14 protein-coding genes are annotated in these 16386 nt (G+C 67.9%); 6 read left to right on the plus strand and 8 right to left on the minus strand.

What is annotated here, in order from left to right; all coding sequences use genetic code 11:
• The first annotated feature begins 39 nt into the window (after positions 1–39).
• Complete coding sequence (locus tag C5B97_RS09650) at positions 40–531, plus strand: hypothetical protein (protein ID WP_104311871.1); 492 nt, start codon at positions 40–42, stop codon at positions 529–531.
• Here the strand turns inward: C5B97_RS09650 and C5B97_RS09655 are convergent.
• Positions 528–2471, minus strand: a complete 1944-nt coding sequence (locus tag C5B97_RS09655; protein WP_104311872.1) for a potassium transporter Kup — start codon at positions 2469–2471, stop codon at positions 528–530. The two genes, C5B97_RS09650 and C5B97_RS09655, sit on opposite strands and share 4 nt — an antisense overlap.
• An 87-nt stretch (positions 2472–2558) precedes the next feature.
• On the opposite strand from C5B97_RS09655, the gene C5B97_RS09660 reads away from it, so the two are divergent.
• On the plus strand, positions 2559–4019 hold the full coding sequence (locus C5B97_RS09660) for an amino acid permease (protein ID WP_181026967.1): 1461 nt from the start codon (positions 2559–2561) through the stop codon (positions 4017–4019).
• Here C5B97_RS09660 and C5B97_RS09665 read toward each other — a convergent pair.
• The 3 genes from C5B97_RS09665 to C5B97_RS09675 all read right to left on the minus strand — a co-directional run bounded on the left by C5B97_RS09665 (position 4016) and on the right by C5B97_RS09675 (position 8245).
• Positions 4016–6031 (minus strand): AarF/ABC1/UbiB kinase family protein, encoded by a 2016-nt coding sequence (locus C5B97_RS09665; protein ID WP_104311873.1) that lies wholly within the window; start codon positions 6029–6031, stop codon positions 4016–4018. The two genes, C5B97_RS09660 and C5B97_RS09665, sit on opposite strands and share 4 nt — an antisense overlap.
• 116 nt (positions 6032–6147) lie before the next feature.
• On the minus strand, positions 6148–7197 hold the full coding sequence (locus tag C5B97_RS09670; RefSeq protein WP_104311874.1) for an LLM class flavin-dependent oxidoreductase: 1050 nt from the start codon (positions 7195–7197) through the stop codon (positions 6148–6150).
• A 181-nt stretch (positions 7198–7378) separates the two neighbouring features.
• Positions 7379–8245 (minus strand): AraC family transcriptional regulator, encoded by an 867-nt coding sequence (locus C5B97_RS09675; RefSeq protein ID WP_104312566.1) that lies wholly within the window; start codon positions 8243–8245, stop codon positions 7379–7381.
• A 306-nt stretch (positions 8246–8551) separates the two neighbouring features.
• Between C5B97_RS09675 and C5B97_RS17945 the strand changes: the two genes are divergently transcribed.
• Together C5B97_RS17945 and C5B97_RS09680 are read left to right on the plus strand one after the other, a co-directional pair.
• Positions 8552–8731, plus strand: coding sequence for a hypothetical protein (locus C5B97_RS17945; RefSeq protein WP_068479684.1), 180 nt, complete (start codon positions 8552–8554; stop codon positions 8729–8731).
• A gap of 20 nt (positions 8732–8751) precedes the next feature.
• Positions 8752–9216: an SRPBCC domain-containing protein gene (locus C5B97_RS09680; protein ID WP_179556792.1), complete on the plus strand. Its 465-nt coding sequence runs from the start codon at positions 8752–8754 to the stop codon at positions 9214–9216.
• 137 nt (positions 9217–9353) lie between these two features.
• On the opposite strand, the gene C5B97_RS09685 is transcribed toward C5B97_RS09680, so the two are convergent.
• Positions 9354–10130: an SDR family oxidoreductase gene (locus tag C5B97_RS09685; protein ID WP_258068104.1), complete on the minus strand. Its 777-nt coding sequence runs from the start codon at positions 10128–10130 to the stop codon at positions 9354–9356.
• A gap of 52 nt (positions 10131–10182) precedes the next feature.
• Between C5B97_RS09685 and C5B97_RS09690 the strand changes: the two genes are divergently transcribed.
• On the plus strand, positions 10183–10953 hold the full coding sequence (locus tag C5B97_RS09690; protein WP_104311876.1) for a glycerophosphodiester phosphodiesterase family protein: 771 nt from the start codon (positions 10183–10185) through the stop codon (positions 10951–10953).
• Between the two features lie 98 nt (positions 10954–11051).
• Positions 11052–11420 (plus strand): RNA polymerase-binding protein RbpA, encoded by a 369-nt coding sequence (locus tag C5B97_RS09695; protein ID WP_104252867.1) that lies wholly within the window; start codon positions 11052–11054, stop codon positions 11418–11420.
• Positions 11421–11536: 116 nt separating this feature from the next.
• Here the strand turns inward: C5B97_RS09695 and lnt are convergent, their stop codons facing one another.
• From lnt to tatC, 3 genes are read right to left on the minus strand one after another with little or no spacing between them, the layout of a single operon-like run.
• Complete coding sequence (gene lnt, locus C5B97_RS09700; RefSeq protein WP_104311877.1) at positions 11537–13081, minus strand: apolipoprotein N-acyltransferase; 1545 nt, start codon at positions 13079–13081, stop codon at positions 11537–11539.
• A complete protein-coding gene (locus C5B97_RS09705) occupies positions 13078–15528 on the minus strand; it encodes an RNA helicase (RefSeq protein ID WP_104311878.1) in 2451 nt (816 codons plus the stop codon). Before C5B97_RS09705 ends, lnt begins: the two co-directional genes overlap by 4 nt.
• Positions 15525–16385, minus strand: coding sequence for a twin-arginine translocase subunit TatC (gene tatC, locus C5B97_RS09710; RefSeq protein WP_258068107.1), 861 nt, complete (start codon positions 16383–16385; stop codon positions 15525–15527). The genes C5B97_RS09705 and tatC overlap by 4 nt, the downstream gene beginning before the upstream one ends.
• Position 16386: the final 1 nt, after the last annotated feature.

Genomic DNA, 16386 nt, shown 5'->3' on the forward strand with positions numbered 1-16386 from the left:
CGCCCCGTCTCGTCGTCTGCGGCGGCTACACTGACCGGCGTGAGCGTCGCCCCTGCAGAAGAGTCCCCGTCGATCTCCCTCGCGACGTTCCGGCCGAGCCAGCGTGACGTCCTCGCCCGCCTTGTCCCGACGCTGCTCGGCGTCGGTCTCGTGGCGTTCCTCGGCTACGCGCTGGCCACCGAGGCGGGCCGAACGCAGCTCGACGAGCGCGGCTTCGTGCCCCTGCTGCTCGGCTGGATCGCGATGCTCGGGCTGTGCATCCTGGGCGCAGTCGCTGCGCTCGCAGCCGAGCGTGGCGTGTCAACGGGACTTCGTTCCTACACCCGCCAGCGCGTGCTGCCGCTCGCTCTCGGGCACTCGATCCTGGCGGCCGCGGGCGCGACGTTCTGCAGCTTCTGGATCTCCGGGGGAGCGTACAACCTGCTCACGGTGCTCACGTGCACGTTCGTGCTCACGCTGCTGTTCACCGCGTCCGTGCTCGTGCCGGCGTACCTGACGGGCTTCGCACGCGCGGAGGCGGCGAGAGCCTAGAGCAGCACCTGCGGCGAGATCTCCACGGTCTGCTCAGGAGGCAGCCCGAACTGCGCTGCGGGAGACGACGCACCGCGCGACATGAGCACGAAGAACTTGGCCCGCCAGGTCGCCATTCCACTCGCGTGGCCTGGCCGGAGCGCGATGCGCGAGAGGAAGAAGATCGCGCTCTCGTTGTCGAACTGCGAGACGGTGCCGGCGAGCCGGGCGTCCCGAAGCGACAGCGGCACGTCCCGACGGTCGAGGAACCCGTAGGTCAGGGTGATGTGCACGAGGCCCTCGGGGGCTGGCCCGATGTCGTCGATCCGACAGCGCGCGCGCTCCGGGATGTGCGGCACATCGGCCGTCGCGACGCGCACGAGCAGCACGTGCTCGTGGAGCGCGTGGTTGACCCGGGTGTTGAGGCGGAGCGCGAGGGGCGCCGTGCGGGCGCCGCCGTGGGGGTAGATGGCCCAACCGGGGACGCGCGTCGGCTGGTCCGCGAGGAGCCTCCTCATGAGCTCCTGCAGGGTGCCCTCCAGGCGCTCGCGCCTGCCGGTGACGATCTCGCGGCCGCGTCTCCAGGTGAGCATGGTCAGGATGATCGCGGCGGCCAGCACGAGCGGCAGCCAGCCGCCCGCGAAGAACTTCACGAGACCCGAGACGAAGAAGGCGAGCTCGAGCAGGACGATCGGCACCGTCACGAGCAGCACTCGGTACCAGGGCCATTCCCACACGATGCGCAGGTACACGATGAAGAGCGACGACGTGAGCAGGAAGGTAGTCGTCACCGCGAGCCCGTAGGCCGCCGCCAGGTTCTCCGACGTTCGGAACCCGAGGACGACCCCGATGATCAGCACGAGAAGGATCATCGAGACGACCGGGATGTAGATCTGGCCGATGGACGCACGCGAGGTGTGCTTGACGCTGAGGTTCGGCAGGAAACCGAGCCGCATGGCTTGTCTGGCGACCGAGAAGGTGCCGGAGATCACCGACTGGGAGGCGATGACGGTGGCGAGCGTCGCGAGGCCGATGAGGGGGAACACCGCCCAGGTGGGGGCCATGCGGAAGAAGGGGTTGTCGATGGCGGTCGGGTCCTCGATGACGAGGGCGCCCTGACCGAGGTAGCAGACCGTGAGGGCCGGGAACACGACGAACAGCCAGGCCTTCGAGATGGGGGAGCGGCCGAAATGGCCGAGGTCGGCGTAGAGGGCCTCGGCGCCCGTGACGGCAAGCACCACGGCTCCCAGCGCCACGCCGGCGATGAGCGGCTCGCTGAAGATGAAGCCGAGCGCGTGGTGCGGAGAGAACGCCGCGAGGATCTCGGGATGCTCCAGGATGTGGGGGATTCCGAGCAGCGCGAGGGTGATGAACCAGATCAGCATGATCGGGCCGAACAGACGGCCGATGCCGGCGGTGCCGAACCGCTGCAGCGCGAAGAGGCCGACGAGCACGACGAGGGCGATGGGCACGACCAGTGCCCCGGTGCCCGGCACCGCGATCTCAAGGCCCTCGACGGCTGACAGCACGGACACCGCAGGCGTGATGACGCTGTCCCCGAAGAAGAGGGCTGCCCCGATGATCCCGACGAGGGTCGTCGCGGCCATGGCGCGCCGTGATCCGCGAAGGCGCCGCCCGATGAGGGTGGAGAGCGCGAGGATCCCGCCCTCGCCCTCGTGGTCGGCGCGGAGCACGAACAGCACGTACTTGACGGTGACGAGCAGCGTGACGGCCCAGATGATGAGCGAGATCAGCCCATAGACGTGCGCGATGCTCGGCTGCACGATGCCGTCGTGCTCGGAGAACACCGCCCGCAGGGCGTAGAGGGGACTCGTGCCGATATCGCCGAAGACGATGCCGATCGCGGCGACGCCCACGGCGGACCGGGCGAGGAGGGTGCCGCTGGTTCTGGTGTGGGAGGCGGCGGCAGCCTCTGGTCGCGCGGTGCGCAGATCGTGCATGCGACCAATGTAGACCCGGTCTGCGTGCGTGCCGACCGGAGACTAGAATTCCCGGGTTCGGCATCGAGCAGTATCGAGGGGGTTCCGGTGACCAGCAGCACAGTCCAGACCGAGGCGCAGCATCCGCACAGCGAGGGGACGGCGCCCGGCGGGCTGCGTCGTGGTCTCAAGGCCAGGCATCTGCAGCTCCTGGCGATCGGCGGAGCCATCGGCACCGGGCTCTTCCTGGGGTCGGGGACCACGATCAGCCTCGCCGGACCGTCGATCATCTTCGTGTACGCGATCGTCGGCCTCGCGCTGTTCTTCGTCATGCGGGCCCTCGGGGAGCTGCTGCTCTCGAACCTCGGGTACAAGACGTTCGGGGACGTCGCGGCCGACCTCATCGGCCCTTGGGCCGGTTACGTCGTCGCCTGGACGTACTGGCTGGCGTGGGTCATCACGGTCATCGCCGACATCGTCGCCATCACGGGCTATGTGGCGTTCTTCAACGCCGACATCCCCGCCTGGGCGCCGGCGATCGCCACGGCGATCGGTCTGCTCCTCCTCAACCTGCAGCCGGTCAAGGCCTTCGGCGAGACGGAGTTCTGGTTCGCGATCATCAAGGTCGTGGCGATTCTCGCCCTCATCGGCGTCGGCATCTTCCTGCTCGTCACCGGCTTCACGAGCGCGGACGGCGTCACGGCCTCGGTCTCGCACCTGTGGGACCACGGCGGCATGTTCCCGTTCGGCATCAGCGGGTTCATCCTGGGCTTCCAGATGGGCGTGTTCGCGTTCGTCGGCATCGAGCTCGTCGGCACGGCCTCCGCGGAGGCGGAGGATCCCGAGAAGAACCTGCCGAAGGCCATCAACTCGGTCGTCGTGCGCATCCTCGTCTTCTACGTCGGCGCGCTCGTCATCATCATGTCGGTGACCCCCTGGGACCGGATCCAGCCGGGAGTGAGCCCGTTCACCTCGATGTTCGAGCTCATCGGGTTCCCGGCGGCAGCCATCGTCGTCAACCTGGTGGTGCTCACCTCGGCGGCATCGAGCGCCAACTCCGGCTTCTACTCGTCGACGCGGATGCTCTACGGCCTCGCGGCGGACGGGCAGGCGACGAAGCGGTTCGGCCTCCTCAACTCGCGTGGCGTGCCGACGCAGGGCGTGTTCTTCACGACGGCGTTCCTCTTCGCGGCGCTACCGGTGCTCGCCCTCGGTGACAACGTGATGGCGGCCTTCACGGTCGTGACCTCCGTGAGCTCCCTCAACTTCATCGCGACGTGGACGTTCATCCTCGTCAGCTACCTCATGTTCCGGAAGAAGCGCCCCGAGCTCCACGAGGCCTCGAAGTTCAAGATGCCGGGCGGACGGTTCATGCCGTGGGTGATCCTGGCGTTCTTCGCCTTCATCCTCGTCGCGCTCGCCATGGGCGAGGACACCCGCGCCGGCCTGATCGTGCTGCCGTTGTGGTTCCTCGGCCTCGGCCTCATGTGGCGCCTCGTCGTCAGCAAGCGGGTGGCCCGTCGTGGGGCCGAGGAGCTCGACGAGCTCGCCGAGGGCACCGCGCCCTAGTCCGTCAGCGACTGCCCCCTGGATCCGACGATGGAGCGCAGCATGGCGCGCAGGATCCCGAAGAAGCCGAGCAGGCCGATCACCGCCCCCAGCAGGTTGAACAGCTGCAGGCCGGGGGCGAGCGTTGGACCGCCGCCCGCGACGACCAGCACGATCGCGAGGATCACGGCAGTCAGGGCCACCGCCGTGTCGATGCCTCGGCTGACGAGCCCCCCGAGCCAGCTGCGATCCTGTCGGTCGGAGAACGGACTGACCCGCACGCTCAGCTCGCCGTCTTCGAGCTTCGAGACGATCGTGTCGATGCGGTTCGGCATGCGGGCAGCATAGGCGGCGGCGATGGCGGCCTTCGCCTGCGCGGTGCCGACGACCCGCTTGAGTGCGAGGAGCTGCTTCAGCAGCTTCGGCACGAAGGGGAGCGCGCGCTGCACGAAGTCGAAGTCCGGTTCGATGACGCGAAGGCAGCCCTCGAGCGTCGCGAAGCTGCGGAACGCGGAGGCGAGCGTCGAGGGGAGCGCGAGGTGGTGCTTGCGGATGACGTCGAGCATCATCGTGAAGATCGAGCCCTCCCCGCGAGGCCAGTGCTGCACCGAGGTGAGTGCGATGCCGATGTCGTGCCGGAAGGCCTCCACGTCGAGGTCCTCGGGAGCGTCGACGATGAGGAGCAGCGCGTCGGCGGCCGACACGTCGTCGTCGCTCGCCGCCGAGAGCAGGAACGCGGCCAGGTGCTCGCGCTGGCTTCGCTGCACGATGCCGATCGCGCCGAAGTCGATGAGGCCGAGCGTGCCGTCGTCGCGGATGAACACATTGCCGGGGTGCAGATCGGCGTGGAAGACGCCGTAGACGAGGATCTGCTCGATGACCGTCTCCATGAGCGTCTGCGCGAGGTCGTGACGGGCCTCCGGGCCCAGCGCCTCCAGGCGGTCGGCTGCTGAGCTCAGCGGGCTCCCGTCCATGACGTCCATCGTCAGGACCCTGCGCGCGCTCGCCGCCGAGTACACGGCAGGGATGGCGATCTCCGTGAGCTCGGGGGAGCCCGCGTGGATCTCGCGCATCGTGCTCTCGATCATGTGCACGTTTCGAGCCTCGACGCGATAGTCGAGCTCCTCTTCCAACGTCGTCGTGAAGCCGGCGGCCATCGCGGAGAGCCGCATCTCCCTGCCGAGCGCCGTGTGCGTCTCGGCCCGGTCCGCGAGACGCCCGATGATGTCCACGTCGGCTTCGACCTGAGCGCGCGCATCCGGTCGCTGCACCTTGACGACGACGGGGGTGCCGTCGACGAGGCGGGCGCGGTGCACCTGTGCGACCGAGGCGGCCGCCAGGGGAGTGGAGTCGATCTCCCGGAAGATCGTGTCGAGAGGCGCCCCGAGCTCGCTCTTCAGCACCCGCTCGATCTCGGGCCACGGCACCGTCGTCGCGTTGGACTGCAGCCGCGCGAGCGCGGAGAGGTAGGGCTCCGGGACGAGGTCACGTCTCGTCGAGAGGACCTGCCCGAGCTTCACGAACGTGACGCCGGCGTGGTTGATGGTCGTGATGAGGGCATCCGCGCGCTGCTGGGCGGTCGTGCGCCCCTCTGCGGTCGAGGTGCGGCGCCCGTGCAGCAGCCAGCCGGCCCCGTCGCGCGACGCGATCGTGAGGATCTGCAGATAGCGCTTCGTACGGCTGCGGCGCCGGATGGCGGAGCGGACGAGCTCGATGGGGTTCGGGAACGCGCGGGTGGGGATGGTCGCCTCGAGGGCGACGAGGACGAGCACACCGAGGGCGAAGATCCACGAGACGGCGAGGAGCACCACGACCACGACGACCGTGAAGTTGGTCTCGCCGTCCTCGAGCTGGTCGACGCCGGTCTCGCGGATGATCCAGTTGCCGAAGGGGATCGAGGCGATCACGACGAGCGCTCCGACGATGATCGCCCGGATGTACCCGATCGGCACGCCGAGCACGCGGCGGGACACGAGCCCCACGAGGATGGCGGCGAGGATCGCGACGGCGATCAGCAGGGCGTTGGCGAACACGGCGCTCCTCGTCTGATGGGGGACTCGCCCAGGCTAGCCGCTCGGCTGGCGCTCGAGCATGCCGGCCGACCTGCGAAGTCGTTCGAGCTCTGACCGATCGCGTGCCACCGCTGCGGTCAGCGCGAGAGGTACGGGAGGTGCGGCGCCGCACCCTCTGCGAACTGGCGCAGGATTCGCCGCTGCGTCTCGGCGGGGTAGTCGAAGGGGAGTGCGATCACGAGCTCGTCAGCGGCGTGGATGCCGGCGTCGTCCGCGAGCGCTTCGGCGATCTGCTCGCCGGTGCCGCTCGCAACGCGCCCGAACTGGAATGGCAGCGGACCTCCGCCCACGTTCGCAGCACGCTCGGCGTCGCGCTCGAGCAGCCACTCGAGCTCGGAGCGTTCGGCGGGAGTGTCGAATGGCACGATGGCGCGACTCACAGAGGCGAACGAGGTGAGGGAGCTCGCCTTGGCGTGCTCTTCGCGATAATCGCGGATGTACTGCGCCTGCGTGTCCTCGAAGCCGAGGTCCCCGATCTCCGTGTTGAGGGTCGAGAGCTGCAGTCGCAGTCCGCGCCTGCCGGTCTTCCGCGCGCTTGTGCCGCCACCGGCCCCGTAGGCGACGCGGCCCCTGAGCCCCGGACTCTGAGGCTGCGCGGTCAGCGCGCTGCCGGCCTCGGCGAAAGGCAGGTCGGTTTCGGCCGTGGCGATGGTTCTCCCTTCGATCGCCGTGAGGAAGGTGTCGAGACGTGCGTCGACGAGCGCACGCACGTCATCGCCCTCGATCCTGCCGAAGGCCTGCGCGAACGTCGACTCGGTCGCCGCGTATCCGGAGCTGAGCCCGAGCTCGAGCCGTCCTCCCGTGAGCAGATCGAGCGTCGCCGCGTCCTCAGCGAGGCGCACCGGCTGCTCGAAGCGCAGGGGAGTGACGCTCGTCCCGACTCGGATGCGCCGGGCGCGTTGGGCCGCTGCGGCGAGGAACGTGAAGGGCGAGGAAAGGTACGTCTCGAGGTGCCGGTGGCGCACGTACCCGGTGTCGTAGCCGAGGTCTTCGGCGTACTCGAAGAGCTCCAAGCCCTCCTGGAGGCCGAGCGATCGATGCGCGGAGACTCTGGTGTGCTCGACGAAGGCGAGGAAGGAGAGTCGTTTCGGAGTGGTGGGTGCCGGCTGCGTCGCAAGATCGCTCATGATCTCCCAAGCATCCCGCCGGAATCACGGCCAGCCGTGCATTCTCGTCATGGAGCGTAAGGCCGAGTGAGGAGACGTGCGCGCCGATCTCATCTCTGGAGAGATGCCGCTTGCTGCGCTCTTCCTAGATCATAAAGATATAAAGAGCATCGGCCTCGCGTGAGCGTCATTCGACCGCCGCTCAACTCCGCTCGACAGGCAACCACAACTCGCACGTCGCCGTGCTGAAGTCTGGCGACCGGTCGATGATCGCGACGATCGAGGGGCCCGGGCGCAGCCGCCACGGGTTGGACGGGAACCAATCGGTCGCCGTGGCGGCCCAGAGCTGTTGCAGTGCAGCCGGGTAGTCTCCAGTTGCTGTGAAGACGGCCCAGGTTCCCGCCGGCACCCCGATGACGTCGAGGTCGTCTGGCACCGCATGGTCGTGCCCCACGGCGACGCCGTGCAGATAGGTCAGGGGAGTGCCCTCCGTGTAGTCCGGGTCGACGTCGGCGCTCACCTGGAGCAAACCGGTCGGCTCGCCGGAACTCAGCGCCTTGAGCCTCGCGTGCGCCTCCGCCGGAATCGCCGCGATATGCGCCTGGATGTGAGGATTCCCGCCGTTGTGGATGAGCGGAACGCGTGCGGCGTGCCCGATCAGCTGGAAAGCGGGATGTTCGATGATTCGTGTGTCCATGGGGGAGTTCCCTTCTACGGTCAGGCGGAACCTGAGTTGCGGTTGTGAGCGAAGGGGGCCACCGGCTCGGCGAACCTCACCGGGTGTCGATCCGTGCACGGCGCGGAACGCCCGGCCGAAGGCCTCGGTCGATCCGTAGCCGAACTGGGTTGCGATCTCGAGCAGCTCGTCATCGCCGAGCACATCGCCTGCAGCCACGGTCATGCGCCGTCGCCTGATGTACTCGCTCAAGGGCATCCCGGCGAGCGATGAGAACATCCGCCGAGCGTGGTATTCGGTCGTGCCGAGCGAGCTGGCGAGCGAGGCGACGTCGATGCTGTCGCCGAGATGCGCCTCGATGTGCTGGACGAGATGGTTGAGTGTCGAGATCACGGTTCCTCCTTCGATGACGATTCTGTCCAGGAGAGCGGATGCGCACCCGATCATCGTGGTCCGATCAGATCATCGCCGGTTGTGTGGACATTGCTGGCGAGTGGAGAGCAGAGGAGCGGGACGACACCTCGTAATGTCATAATGTGCATTATCGGATATAGCGAAGGCGGCTCGTCATGCGCGAGCACGTCGCCCCGCATCCAGTAGGCTGTGTGGACGCGGTGATGATTTTGCCGTGGCTGACTTCGTGGCTCGCGCCACCTCGTCGTTGTTTGTGTCACTGAGAGATTCTGGGAGCCGACACTCGTGAGCGTTCTGATTGCCATCGGTTGCATCATCATCTTCGGCGCCGGCATCTGGTGCTACGGACTGGCCTTCCAGGTCGACGGCGACACGCTTCGTCTCCTGGTGTTCTTGGCCGGCATCCTCCTGAACTCACTGGCGCTGTTCATCCCGTGGCAGCTCGTGGGCCAAAGCCGCAAGTAGCGACCGAGGCCCCACGCGCGGTGTTCACCCCCAGCATCGACATCAGCGTGCGGATCAAGGCACCCGCAGAGCTCATCTGGCAGGCACTCGTCGACGAGGACCTCCGCGAGCTGTGGTGGCCCGACTCCGAATTCAAGATCAAGCGCGGCGCGAAGATCACGGCACGCTCCCTGCGCCCAGGCAAGAAGAAACCCCGTATCACCTCGGGAACCATCACCAAGATCGATGCTCCTGAGGAACTGCACTTCACCTGGAAGACGAAATCAGGCGACTTCGAGACGGACGTCGTACTCGTCGTCGTGCAGCAGAAAGACAAGAAGAGCAAGGTGCGTGTCCTCGAGCAGGGATTCCCCCGGGGCGACTACGCCGAGATCCACGTCGCGAAGTACCGCGACGGTTGGCGCGAGCATCTGCTGCAACTCCAGGAGCTCTTCGAAGATGGTCCAGGCCGGAAGCTCGCGACGAACTCGCTCAAGCACTCCTGAGCTCCCCTGGCCTGCTCTCCCCCGTCCCTCCGTCCGTGACGGTGCAGGAGCAGTGCTCGACAGCAGGATGCCCGGACCGTGTGGTCCGGGCATCTCCGCCTTGGGTCCGCCAGTCGTGCAGGACGACGGCAGAGCCGCTACTCCGTGACGAACCCTGACGTGTCGCCGATGAGCCGCAGGTTGTCGGCCGGAACCGGCTCGACGACCGCTTTCGTGACCTCGGCCGCGAACTCCTGCACGTTGTAGAGCTTGCCCGCCTCCTCGCGGCGCGCGGCGATCGCACCCGGGTTGAGGCGGTCGAGCAGCGTCGCCGTGATCGTCCCCTCGATCATGTCGCCGGACACGACGACGAACTCGATGCCGCGCTCCGTGAGCTCGGGCACGAGCGCCAGCAGGGCGTCCTCTCCCGCCCGCTTTGAGCTCGCGACGGCCTCGTACTCCGGCATCGTGGGCGTCGTCCGGATGAAGTGCGCCTGGTGGCTCGTGACGAACACGACACGCCCGCCGTCCCCCATGAGTTCGAGGGCGCCCTTGAGGGTCTCGACCTGCGCGTCGCGGTTGAGCTTCAGGGCGTAGTCCTCGCCGAGGCCCGACTCCATGCCGCCGGACGCGTTGAGGACGAGCACATCGAGCCCGTCGTACGCGCTCTCGATGCTCGAGAAGAGCCCCCGGCGGCTCGCCTCGTCGGTGAGGTCGGCACCCACGGCGATCGCCGTGCCGCCGTCGGCGGTGATCGCGTCGACCAGCTTGACGGCGCGGGCCTCCTTGTTGCGGTAGTTCACGACGACCTTGGCGCCAGCCTGCGCGAGGAACTTGACGGTGTCCGCGCCGATACCGCGCGAGGACCCCGTGACAAGCGCGCGCTTGCCCTCGAGGGAACCGGCGGCCAGCGGGTTGAGAATCTGTTCAGCCATGCCTCCGAGTCTATTGGGCGCGGCGTCGCCCCCGCGCACTAGCGTTGGACGCATGCAGCACCCGTACCTGGACGGCGCTGGACCGCGCATCCTCGCCCACCGAGGCCTCGCCCTGCTGGCGACGGAGAACACGATGGAGGCGTTCCGCGCCGCGCTCGACGTCGGGGCGACCCACATCGAGACGGACGCACGGGCATCCGCAGACGGCCGTGCCGTGCTGTGGCACGACGAGACGCTCGAGGGCTACGACGGCAGCGACCGGCCGGTCGCTGGCTCCCCCGCATCCGTGCTGGCCGGGCTCACGTCGGCGGGGCCGACGCCAGGTGCCAGGCTGCTGTTGCTCGAGGAGGCCCTCGAGGAGTTCCCCGCCGCGCGATTCAACGTCGACGTCAAGTCGGCGGACGCGGTGGAGGCCGTGGCCGAGGCTGTCCGGCGAGCAGACGCGTCGTCCAGAGTGCTCATCACCTCCTTCTCCGCCCTTCGGCTGCGGCGCACGGCCGCCCTGCTGCCCGAAGCGGCTCGTGGCGTGGCGAGCCCGGGCATCGCGGCGGCGCTCATCGCCATGTCCGTGCGTTCTGGCCGACTGCTCCACCGGGCACTCCGGGGCGCTTCCGCGGTGCAGATCCCGGAGCGTGCCGCAGGTCTCGATCTGCTCTCCCCCGCCAGGCTGCGTGGGTTCCACCGGCACGTGCCCGAGGTGCACGTCTGGACGATCAACGACCCGGCCAGGATGCGCGACCTCCTCGAGCGCGGCGTGGATGGCCTTGTCACGGACCGCGCTGACCTGGCCGCCGAGGTTGTGCGACGCCGCCTAAATCTATGAGTTTTCGAGGAAAAGCTGGAACGCGCGGGAATACCTCGGCACAATCGCACGTTTGACCGGTAGTAGTAGAACCGCACTGACGAGGAGAGGAGGTCAGCATGGCTGATCGAAGTCTGCGCGGAATGCGGCTCGGCGCACAGAGCCTGCAGAGTGACGAGGGCGTTGTCCTTGTCGACCGCCAGGTGCGAACGTACGAGACGACACTGGGTGAGCGCTTCGCCGTCACCTTTGCCGCCGAAGCGGAGGTGCCCGAGGTCTGGGCGTCGCCGAAGAGCGGCAACGAGGGTCGTCTGCTGGATGAAGGTGGCGAACAGGTCGCCTACGAGGCGCCGGAGCAGAAGCACCAGCGCACTCACTGGGACATGCTGCTCGAGCGTCGCACTCGGGAGGAGCTCGAAGAGGTCCTCCAGGAGCGACTCGCGTTCCTGCGCTCACGGCGCGGAACCAAGGGCGCGAAAGACGTCTGACCCCCGGAGGTCGCTCAGCGAGCGACGATGAATGTCGAAAGGGACGAAGCCTGTGGCTTCGTCCCTTTCGTGTTGCTGGACCGTGGTGCTGTCTGGGCGCAGAGGCTGGGCGCCCGCTACCGGAGCCGGATGCGTGTCGCCGAGTCGCGCATCCGCTGGGTCTTCGAGCTGCCGGCGCCGATGAGGAGGCCGAGCCCGAGCATCCCGAGCGTGATCTCGATGCCGCGCCCGAGGAGGACAGCGGGCGTCATGCCATCGGCGAGCGGGACGTCGACGATCATCACGCCGGGCTCGTACCAGGGCAGCTCCGCGAGCGTGCGCCCCTCCGGTGAGTAGATGGCGCTCATCCCCACCGTCGACGCCTGCACCAGCGAGCGTCCCGTCTCCATCGACCTGAGACGGGCGAACGCGAGCTGCTGAGCCGGCTCGTCGGTCTTCCCGAAGTCGGCATTGTTGCTCGGCGCGAAGAGCACCGTCGCGCCTCCCAGGACGGCGTCCCTGATCAGCACGTCGTCGACGATGTCGTAGCAGATGTAGGTGCCGGCCTTGATGTCGCCGATCTCGAGGATGCTGTCGCGCTCCCCCGGCGAGTATCCGCGGCCGATCATGCCGATGAGGTCGGGAGCGAGCGAGTACCAGAAATCCCGGTCCGGGACGTACTCGCCGAATGGGATGGGGTGCTTCTTGTCGTACTGCTCGCCCCATCCGTTCTCCGCATCCCACACGAACTGCGAGTTGAAGAAGCGGTCATCGGCCTGGGTCTCCCCCGGCTCCACCGTGACCGTGTTGGCCACGATGGGCGCGCCGTAGCTGTCGCTCAGCTGATCGAGCGTGCGGCGCACGCCGGGCGAAGCGTCCGGGTTGAGGTCGATGGAGCCTTCTGGCCACAGGATCACGTCGACGTCGGCGTCGTCTGGGATGGTGCGCGTCGCGTTGACGTGGCCGAGGAAGACATCGCCAGGGTCACCCTCGACGAAGTAAGCAGCCTCGGGGGTGTCACCCTGCACTGCCGCGATCCGGGCGGAGCCGATCGTGTTCGTGGGAAAGAGGGGAACGGCGGTGACGACCAGGATGGCGGCGGCCGCGGTCGCCCAGGTGAGCGGGCGGGCGCGCGAGCGGCCGAGCTCGAGGACCAGCGCGACGAGGAAGACCATGACGAAGCCCATGCCGGAGAGACCCAGCCAGGAGACGAGCTCCGCGAACGGGCTCGCCGACTGTGACTGGGCGACACGACCCCACGCGAAGCCGCCGTACGGCCATGCAGAGTAGATCCCCTCCCGCAGCGTCCACAGGCCCGCCACGGCCGCTGGGACGAGGAGCAGGCGCTTGGGGCCGGTCTCCCATCGCGCCGTGACGCGCCGGTAGGCGAGCGCGATGAGCACCGCTCCCCCGGCCCAGAACAGCGACGAGAGGATGCTGAGGGCGCTCCACGGCACCGGGCCCAGGAACAGCGACGCCCAGGCGATGAGCGGGAAGTAGTACGAGAGCCCAGATGCGAGGCCCACGAGGAGCGCCCCGCCTGCGGAGCGGTGCATGAGCGAGCAGAGCACGAGGCCTGTGCCGACGAAGGCGAGGGGCCACAGCGCCGGTCCTGGGAACGCGGCCCTCAGCAGCAGTCCACCGGCGACGGCGGCGAGCAGCGAGAGCCAGAACGACCTCACCCAACCCCCGAGTACGCGACGATCCCGCGGCGCACGCTGTTCGCGGCCTGGCGCGCGGTGGTCGCGAACTTGCCCTCCGCGACCTTCTCGATCTGGTCGAGCACGTCGAGCACCTGCTTGCACCAGCGCACGAAGTCGCCGGCAGCGAGATTCGACTCGTCGAGCACACGCTCGAGCTCCGCGCCGTGCGCCCAGTGGAAGATGGCCGGCGCGAGGTTCGTCGCGAGCCTCGACGAACGTGGCACGCGGAAGCGCTCGGCCAGCTCATCCAACGCCTGCCAGTGCTTCTCGGTCGTCTGCATCGCCCCGCGGAACGCGCCGCGCGGCAGCTGGTACTCCTCGAGGCTCTCCTCTTCTCGCCGCGGCTCGTAGACGAGCACGGCGGCCATCGCGGCGAGCTGCTGCGGGTTCAGCTCGTTCCAGACCTGCCGACGCAGGCACTCGGCGATGAGCAGGTCGCGCTCGCCGTAGATGCGCGCGAGCGTACGCCCGTGCGCCGTGACCGCGAGGTCCCTGTCTCCGCTCTCGGCGGGGGCCAGGTAGCCGAGCTCGAGCAGCAGCTCTGTGATCCGGTCGAAGACCTGCGCGACGGCACCGGTGCGCGACTCGATCTGCCGGGTGAACTTGTCGTTCTCGTGCTTCAGCTTCCAGTACCGCTCGCCCCAGCGCGCGTGCTGCTCCCGGTCGGGGCAGACATGGCACGGGTGGCGCTTGAGGGCGGTCTGCAGCTGGGTGAGCTTCGTCTGGCGCCGCTCGCGAGCCGCATGCTGGTGCGCCTCGTCGTGCGGGATGCGCTTGCGCTCGAGATCGTTCAGCTCACGTCGGATGCGCGAGTACTCGAAGAAGTCGCCGAGGTGGCACTTCATGCCGTCCTCGTAGCCGGCGAGGGCCTCCTCCTGCTGCCGGACGCGCTTGGCCAGGTCGACGACGGCGCGGTCCGCCTGGAACTGGGCGAACGACGACTCGAGCACCGAGCGGGTACGAGCGCGACCGAAGCGGTCGATGAGGTTGACCGCCATGTTGTAGGTGGGCTTGAAGCTCGAGTTCATCGGGTACGAACGACGGGAAGCCAGCGAGGCGATGGCCTGCGGGTGCATGCCCCCGACCCACTGCACCACGGCGTGACCTTCGACATCGATGCCGCGACGCCCTGCCCGGCCGGTGAGCTGCGTGTACTCCCCCGGGGTGATCGGCACGCGTGACTCGCCGTTGAACTTCTCGAGCGTCTCGAGGACAACCGTCCGAGCAGGCATGTTGATGCCGAGGGCGAGCGTCTCGGTGGCGAAGACGAGCTTCACGAGCTTCCTCTGGAAGAGCTCTTCGACGACTTCCTTGAAGGCGGGCAGGAGACCGGCGTGGTGTGCGGCGATGCCCCGCTCGAGACCTTCCGTCCACTCGTAGTAGCCGAGCACTCCGAGGTCCTCGTCGAGCAGGTTGCGGCAGCGGTCCTCGACGATCCACCTGATCTCGTCGCGCTCTTCCCTGGTCGTCAGCGAGACGCCAGCGCGAAGCACCTGCGACACGGCCTGGTCGCAGCCCTTGCGGCTGAAGATGAAGTTGATCGCGGGCAGCATGTCCGCGTCGTCGAGCATCTTCGTCAGGCCGGCACGGTCGGCGCGCGGCGCCTGGAAGCGCTGCTCCTTCCAGCTGCTCCCTCGCCCGCGTCTGCCGACTCGGTCGCGGTCGCGGCCGTCCTCGCGTCGACCACCGCCGCCCTGGGTTGCCCTCACCAGGTCGGGGTTCACTCGGTCGGCGATGTCGCCGTCTCGAGTCTCGAAGAGGTCGTAGAGGCGATGGCCGACGAGCACGTGCTGGAACAGCGGGGTCGGCCGCTCCTCGGAGACGATGACGTCGGTGTCACCGCGGACGGTCTGCAGCCAGTCGCCGAACTCCTCCGCGTTCGAGACCGTCGCCGACAGCGAGATGAGACGCACCTCGCTGGGGAGGTGGATGATGACCTCTTCCCAGACGGCCCCGCGGAAGCGATCGGCGAGGTAGTGGACCTCATCCATGATGACGTAGGCGAGGTCGTCGAGCAGGTCGCTGCCCGCGTAGAGCATGTTGCGGAGCACCTCGGTCGTCATGACGACGATGCGGGCCCGCGGGTTGATGTTGACGTCGCCCGTCAGCAGTCCGACTTCGCTCTCGCCGTAGCGACGGACGAACTCACTGAACTTCTGATTGCTCAGCGCCTTGATGGGGGCCGTGTAGAAGATCTTGGCGTTCGGCTGTCGCATCGCGAGGAACACGCCGAACTCGGCCACGACCGTCTTGCCTGCCCCTGTCGGTGCCGCCACGAGGACGCTCCTGCCGGCCTCGACGCTCGCGCAGGATGCGATCTGGAACTCGTCGAGGTCGAAGCTCAGCTCGCGCCTGAACAGCTCGAACTGCTGCAGCTTGGCGCGCGCCCTGCTCGCGGCGAAGCGCTCGGACGGGCTCGGGGTCATGTAGCGGACGCTTCGGCTGCCGCGAGGTCGGCCTCGAACTTCTTGTGCTTCCTGGCTCGTCGCTTGTCGTTGATGATCGCGATGCCGACGGCGAGGAAGTACAGCGCGAGCATGGGCGCCATGAGGAAGAACATGGACAGCACGTCCGCCGAGGGCGTCGCCATGCCGGCGAACAGGGCGACGAGGAGCACGGCGACCCTCCACCCCTTCAGGATGGCCTCTCCGGTGATGATGCCAGCGAAGTTCAGCATGACGAGGATCACGGGGAGGATGAAGGCGATGCCGACGGCCAGGCAGAGCGTCATGATCAGCTTGTAGTAGTTGGCCGCGTTGATGAAGTTGGCGCTCTCCGCGGGCGCGAAGCTCAGCATCACCTCGACGATGCGGGGCATCAGCATCCAGGCCACCCAGACCCCGGCGAGGAACAGCGGGATCGCGGTTCCCACGAAGCCGAGCGCGTACCAGCGCTCGTTCTTCTTCAGCCCTGGGACGATGAACATCCAGATCTGGTAGAGCCAGACCGGGGCCGAGATGATGATGCCGAGCGTGAGCGAGATCTGCAGGCGGAGATCGAACGCGCTGGTGATGCCCTCGAAGTTGAGGTCCGCGTTGCGGTTTCGGGCCTCGGCGATCTCACGGATGGGGTCGGCCATCACGTTGAACACCCAGTCGGTGAGCAGGAAGCCGCCCACCATTCCGATGACGATGCCGATCGCCGAGATGATGAGGCGGTTGCGGAACTCGATGAGGTGCTCCGCGAGGCGCATGCGCCCGTCAGGGTCGCGCTTCCGGCTCTTCTTCGCTTTCGACTTCGTCGGCTCGACCGCCAGCGGAGCCCCCTCGGGTTGAACGGTCACG

This window comes from Pseudoclavibacter sp. RFBB5 (genome assembly GCF_002931555.1).
GTDB lineage: Bacteria > Actinomycetota > Actinomycetes > Actinomycetales > Microbacteriaceae > Pseudoclavibacter.

Bases quoted from the DNA above. Each gene is read 5' to 3' on its own strand.
- C5B97_RS09655 (WP_104311872.1), bottom strand. From the start codon at position 2,471: ATGCACGATCTGCGCACCGCGCGACCAGAGGCTGCCGCCGCCTCCCAC.
- C5B97_RS09670 (WP_104311874.1), bottom strand. From the start codon at position 7,197: ATGAGCGATCTTGCGACGCAGCCGGCACCCACCACTCCGAAACGACTC.
- C5B97_RS09685 (WP_258068104.1), bottom strand. From the start codon at position 10,130: ATGGCTGAACAGATTCTCAACCCGCTGGCCGCCGGTTCCCTCGAGGGC.
- C5B97_RS09690 (WP_104311876.1), top strand. From the start codon at position 10,183: ATGCAGCACCCGTACCTGGACGGCGCTGGACCGCGCATCCTCGCCCAC.
- C5B97_RS09695 (WP_104252867.1), top strand. From the start codon at position 11,052: ATGGCTGATCGAAGTCTGCGCGGAATGCGGCTCGGCGCACAGAGCCTG.
- C5B97_RS09705 (WP_104311878.1), bottom strand. From the start codon at position 15,528: ATGACCCCGAGCCCGTCCGAGCGCTTCGCCGCGAGCAGGGCGCGCGCC.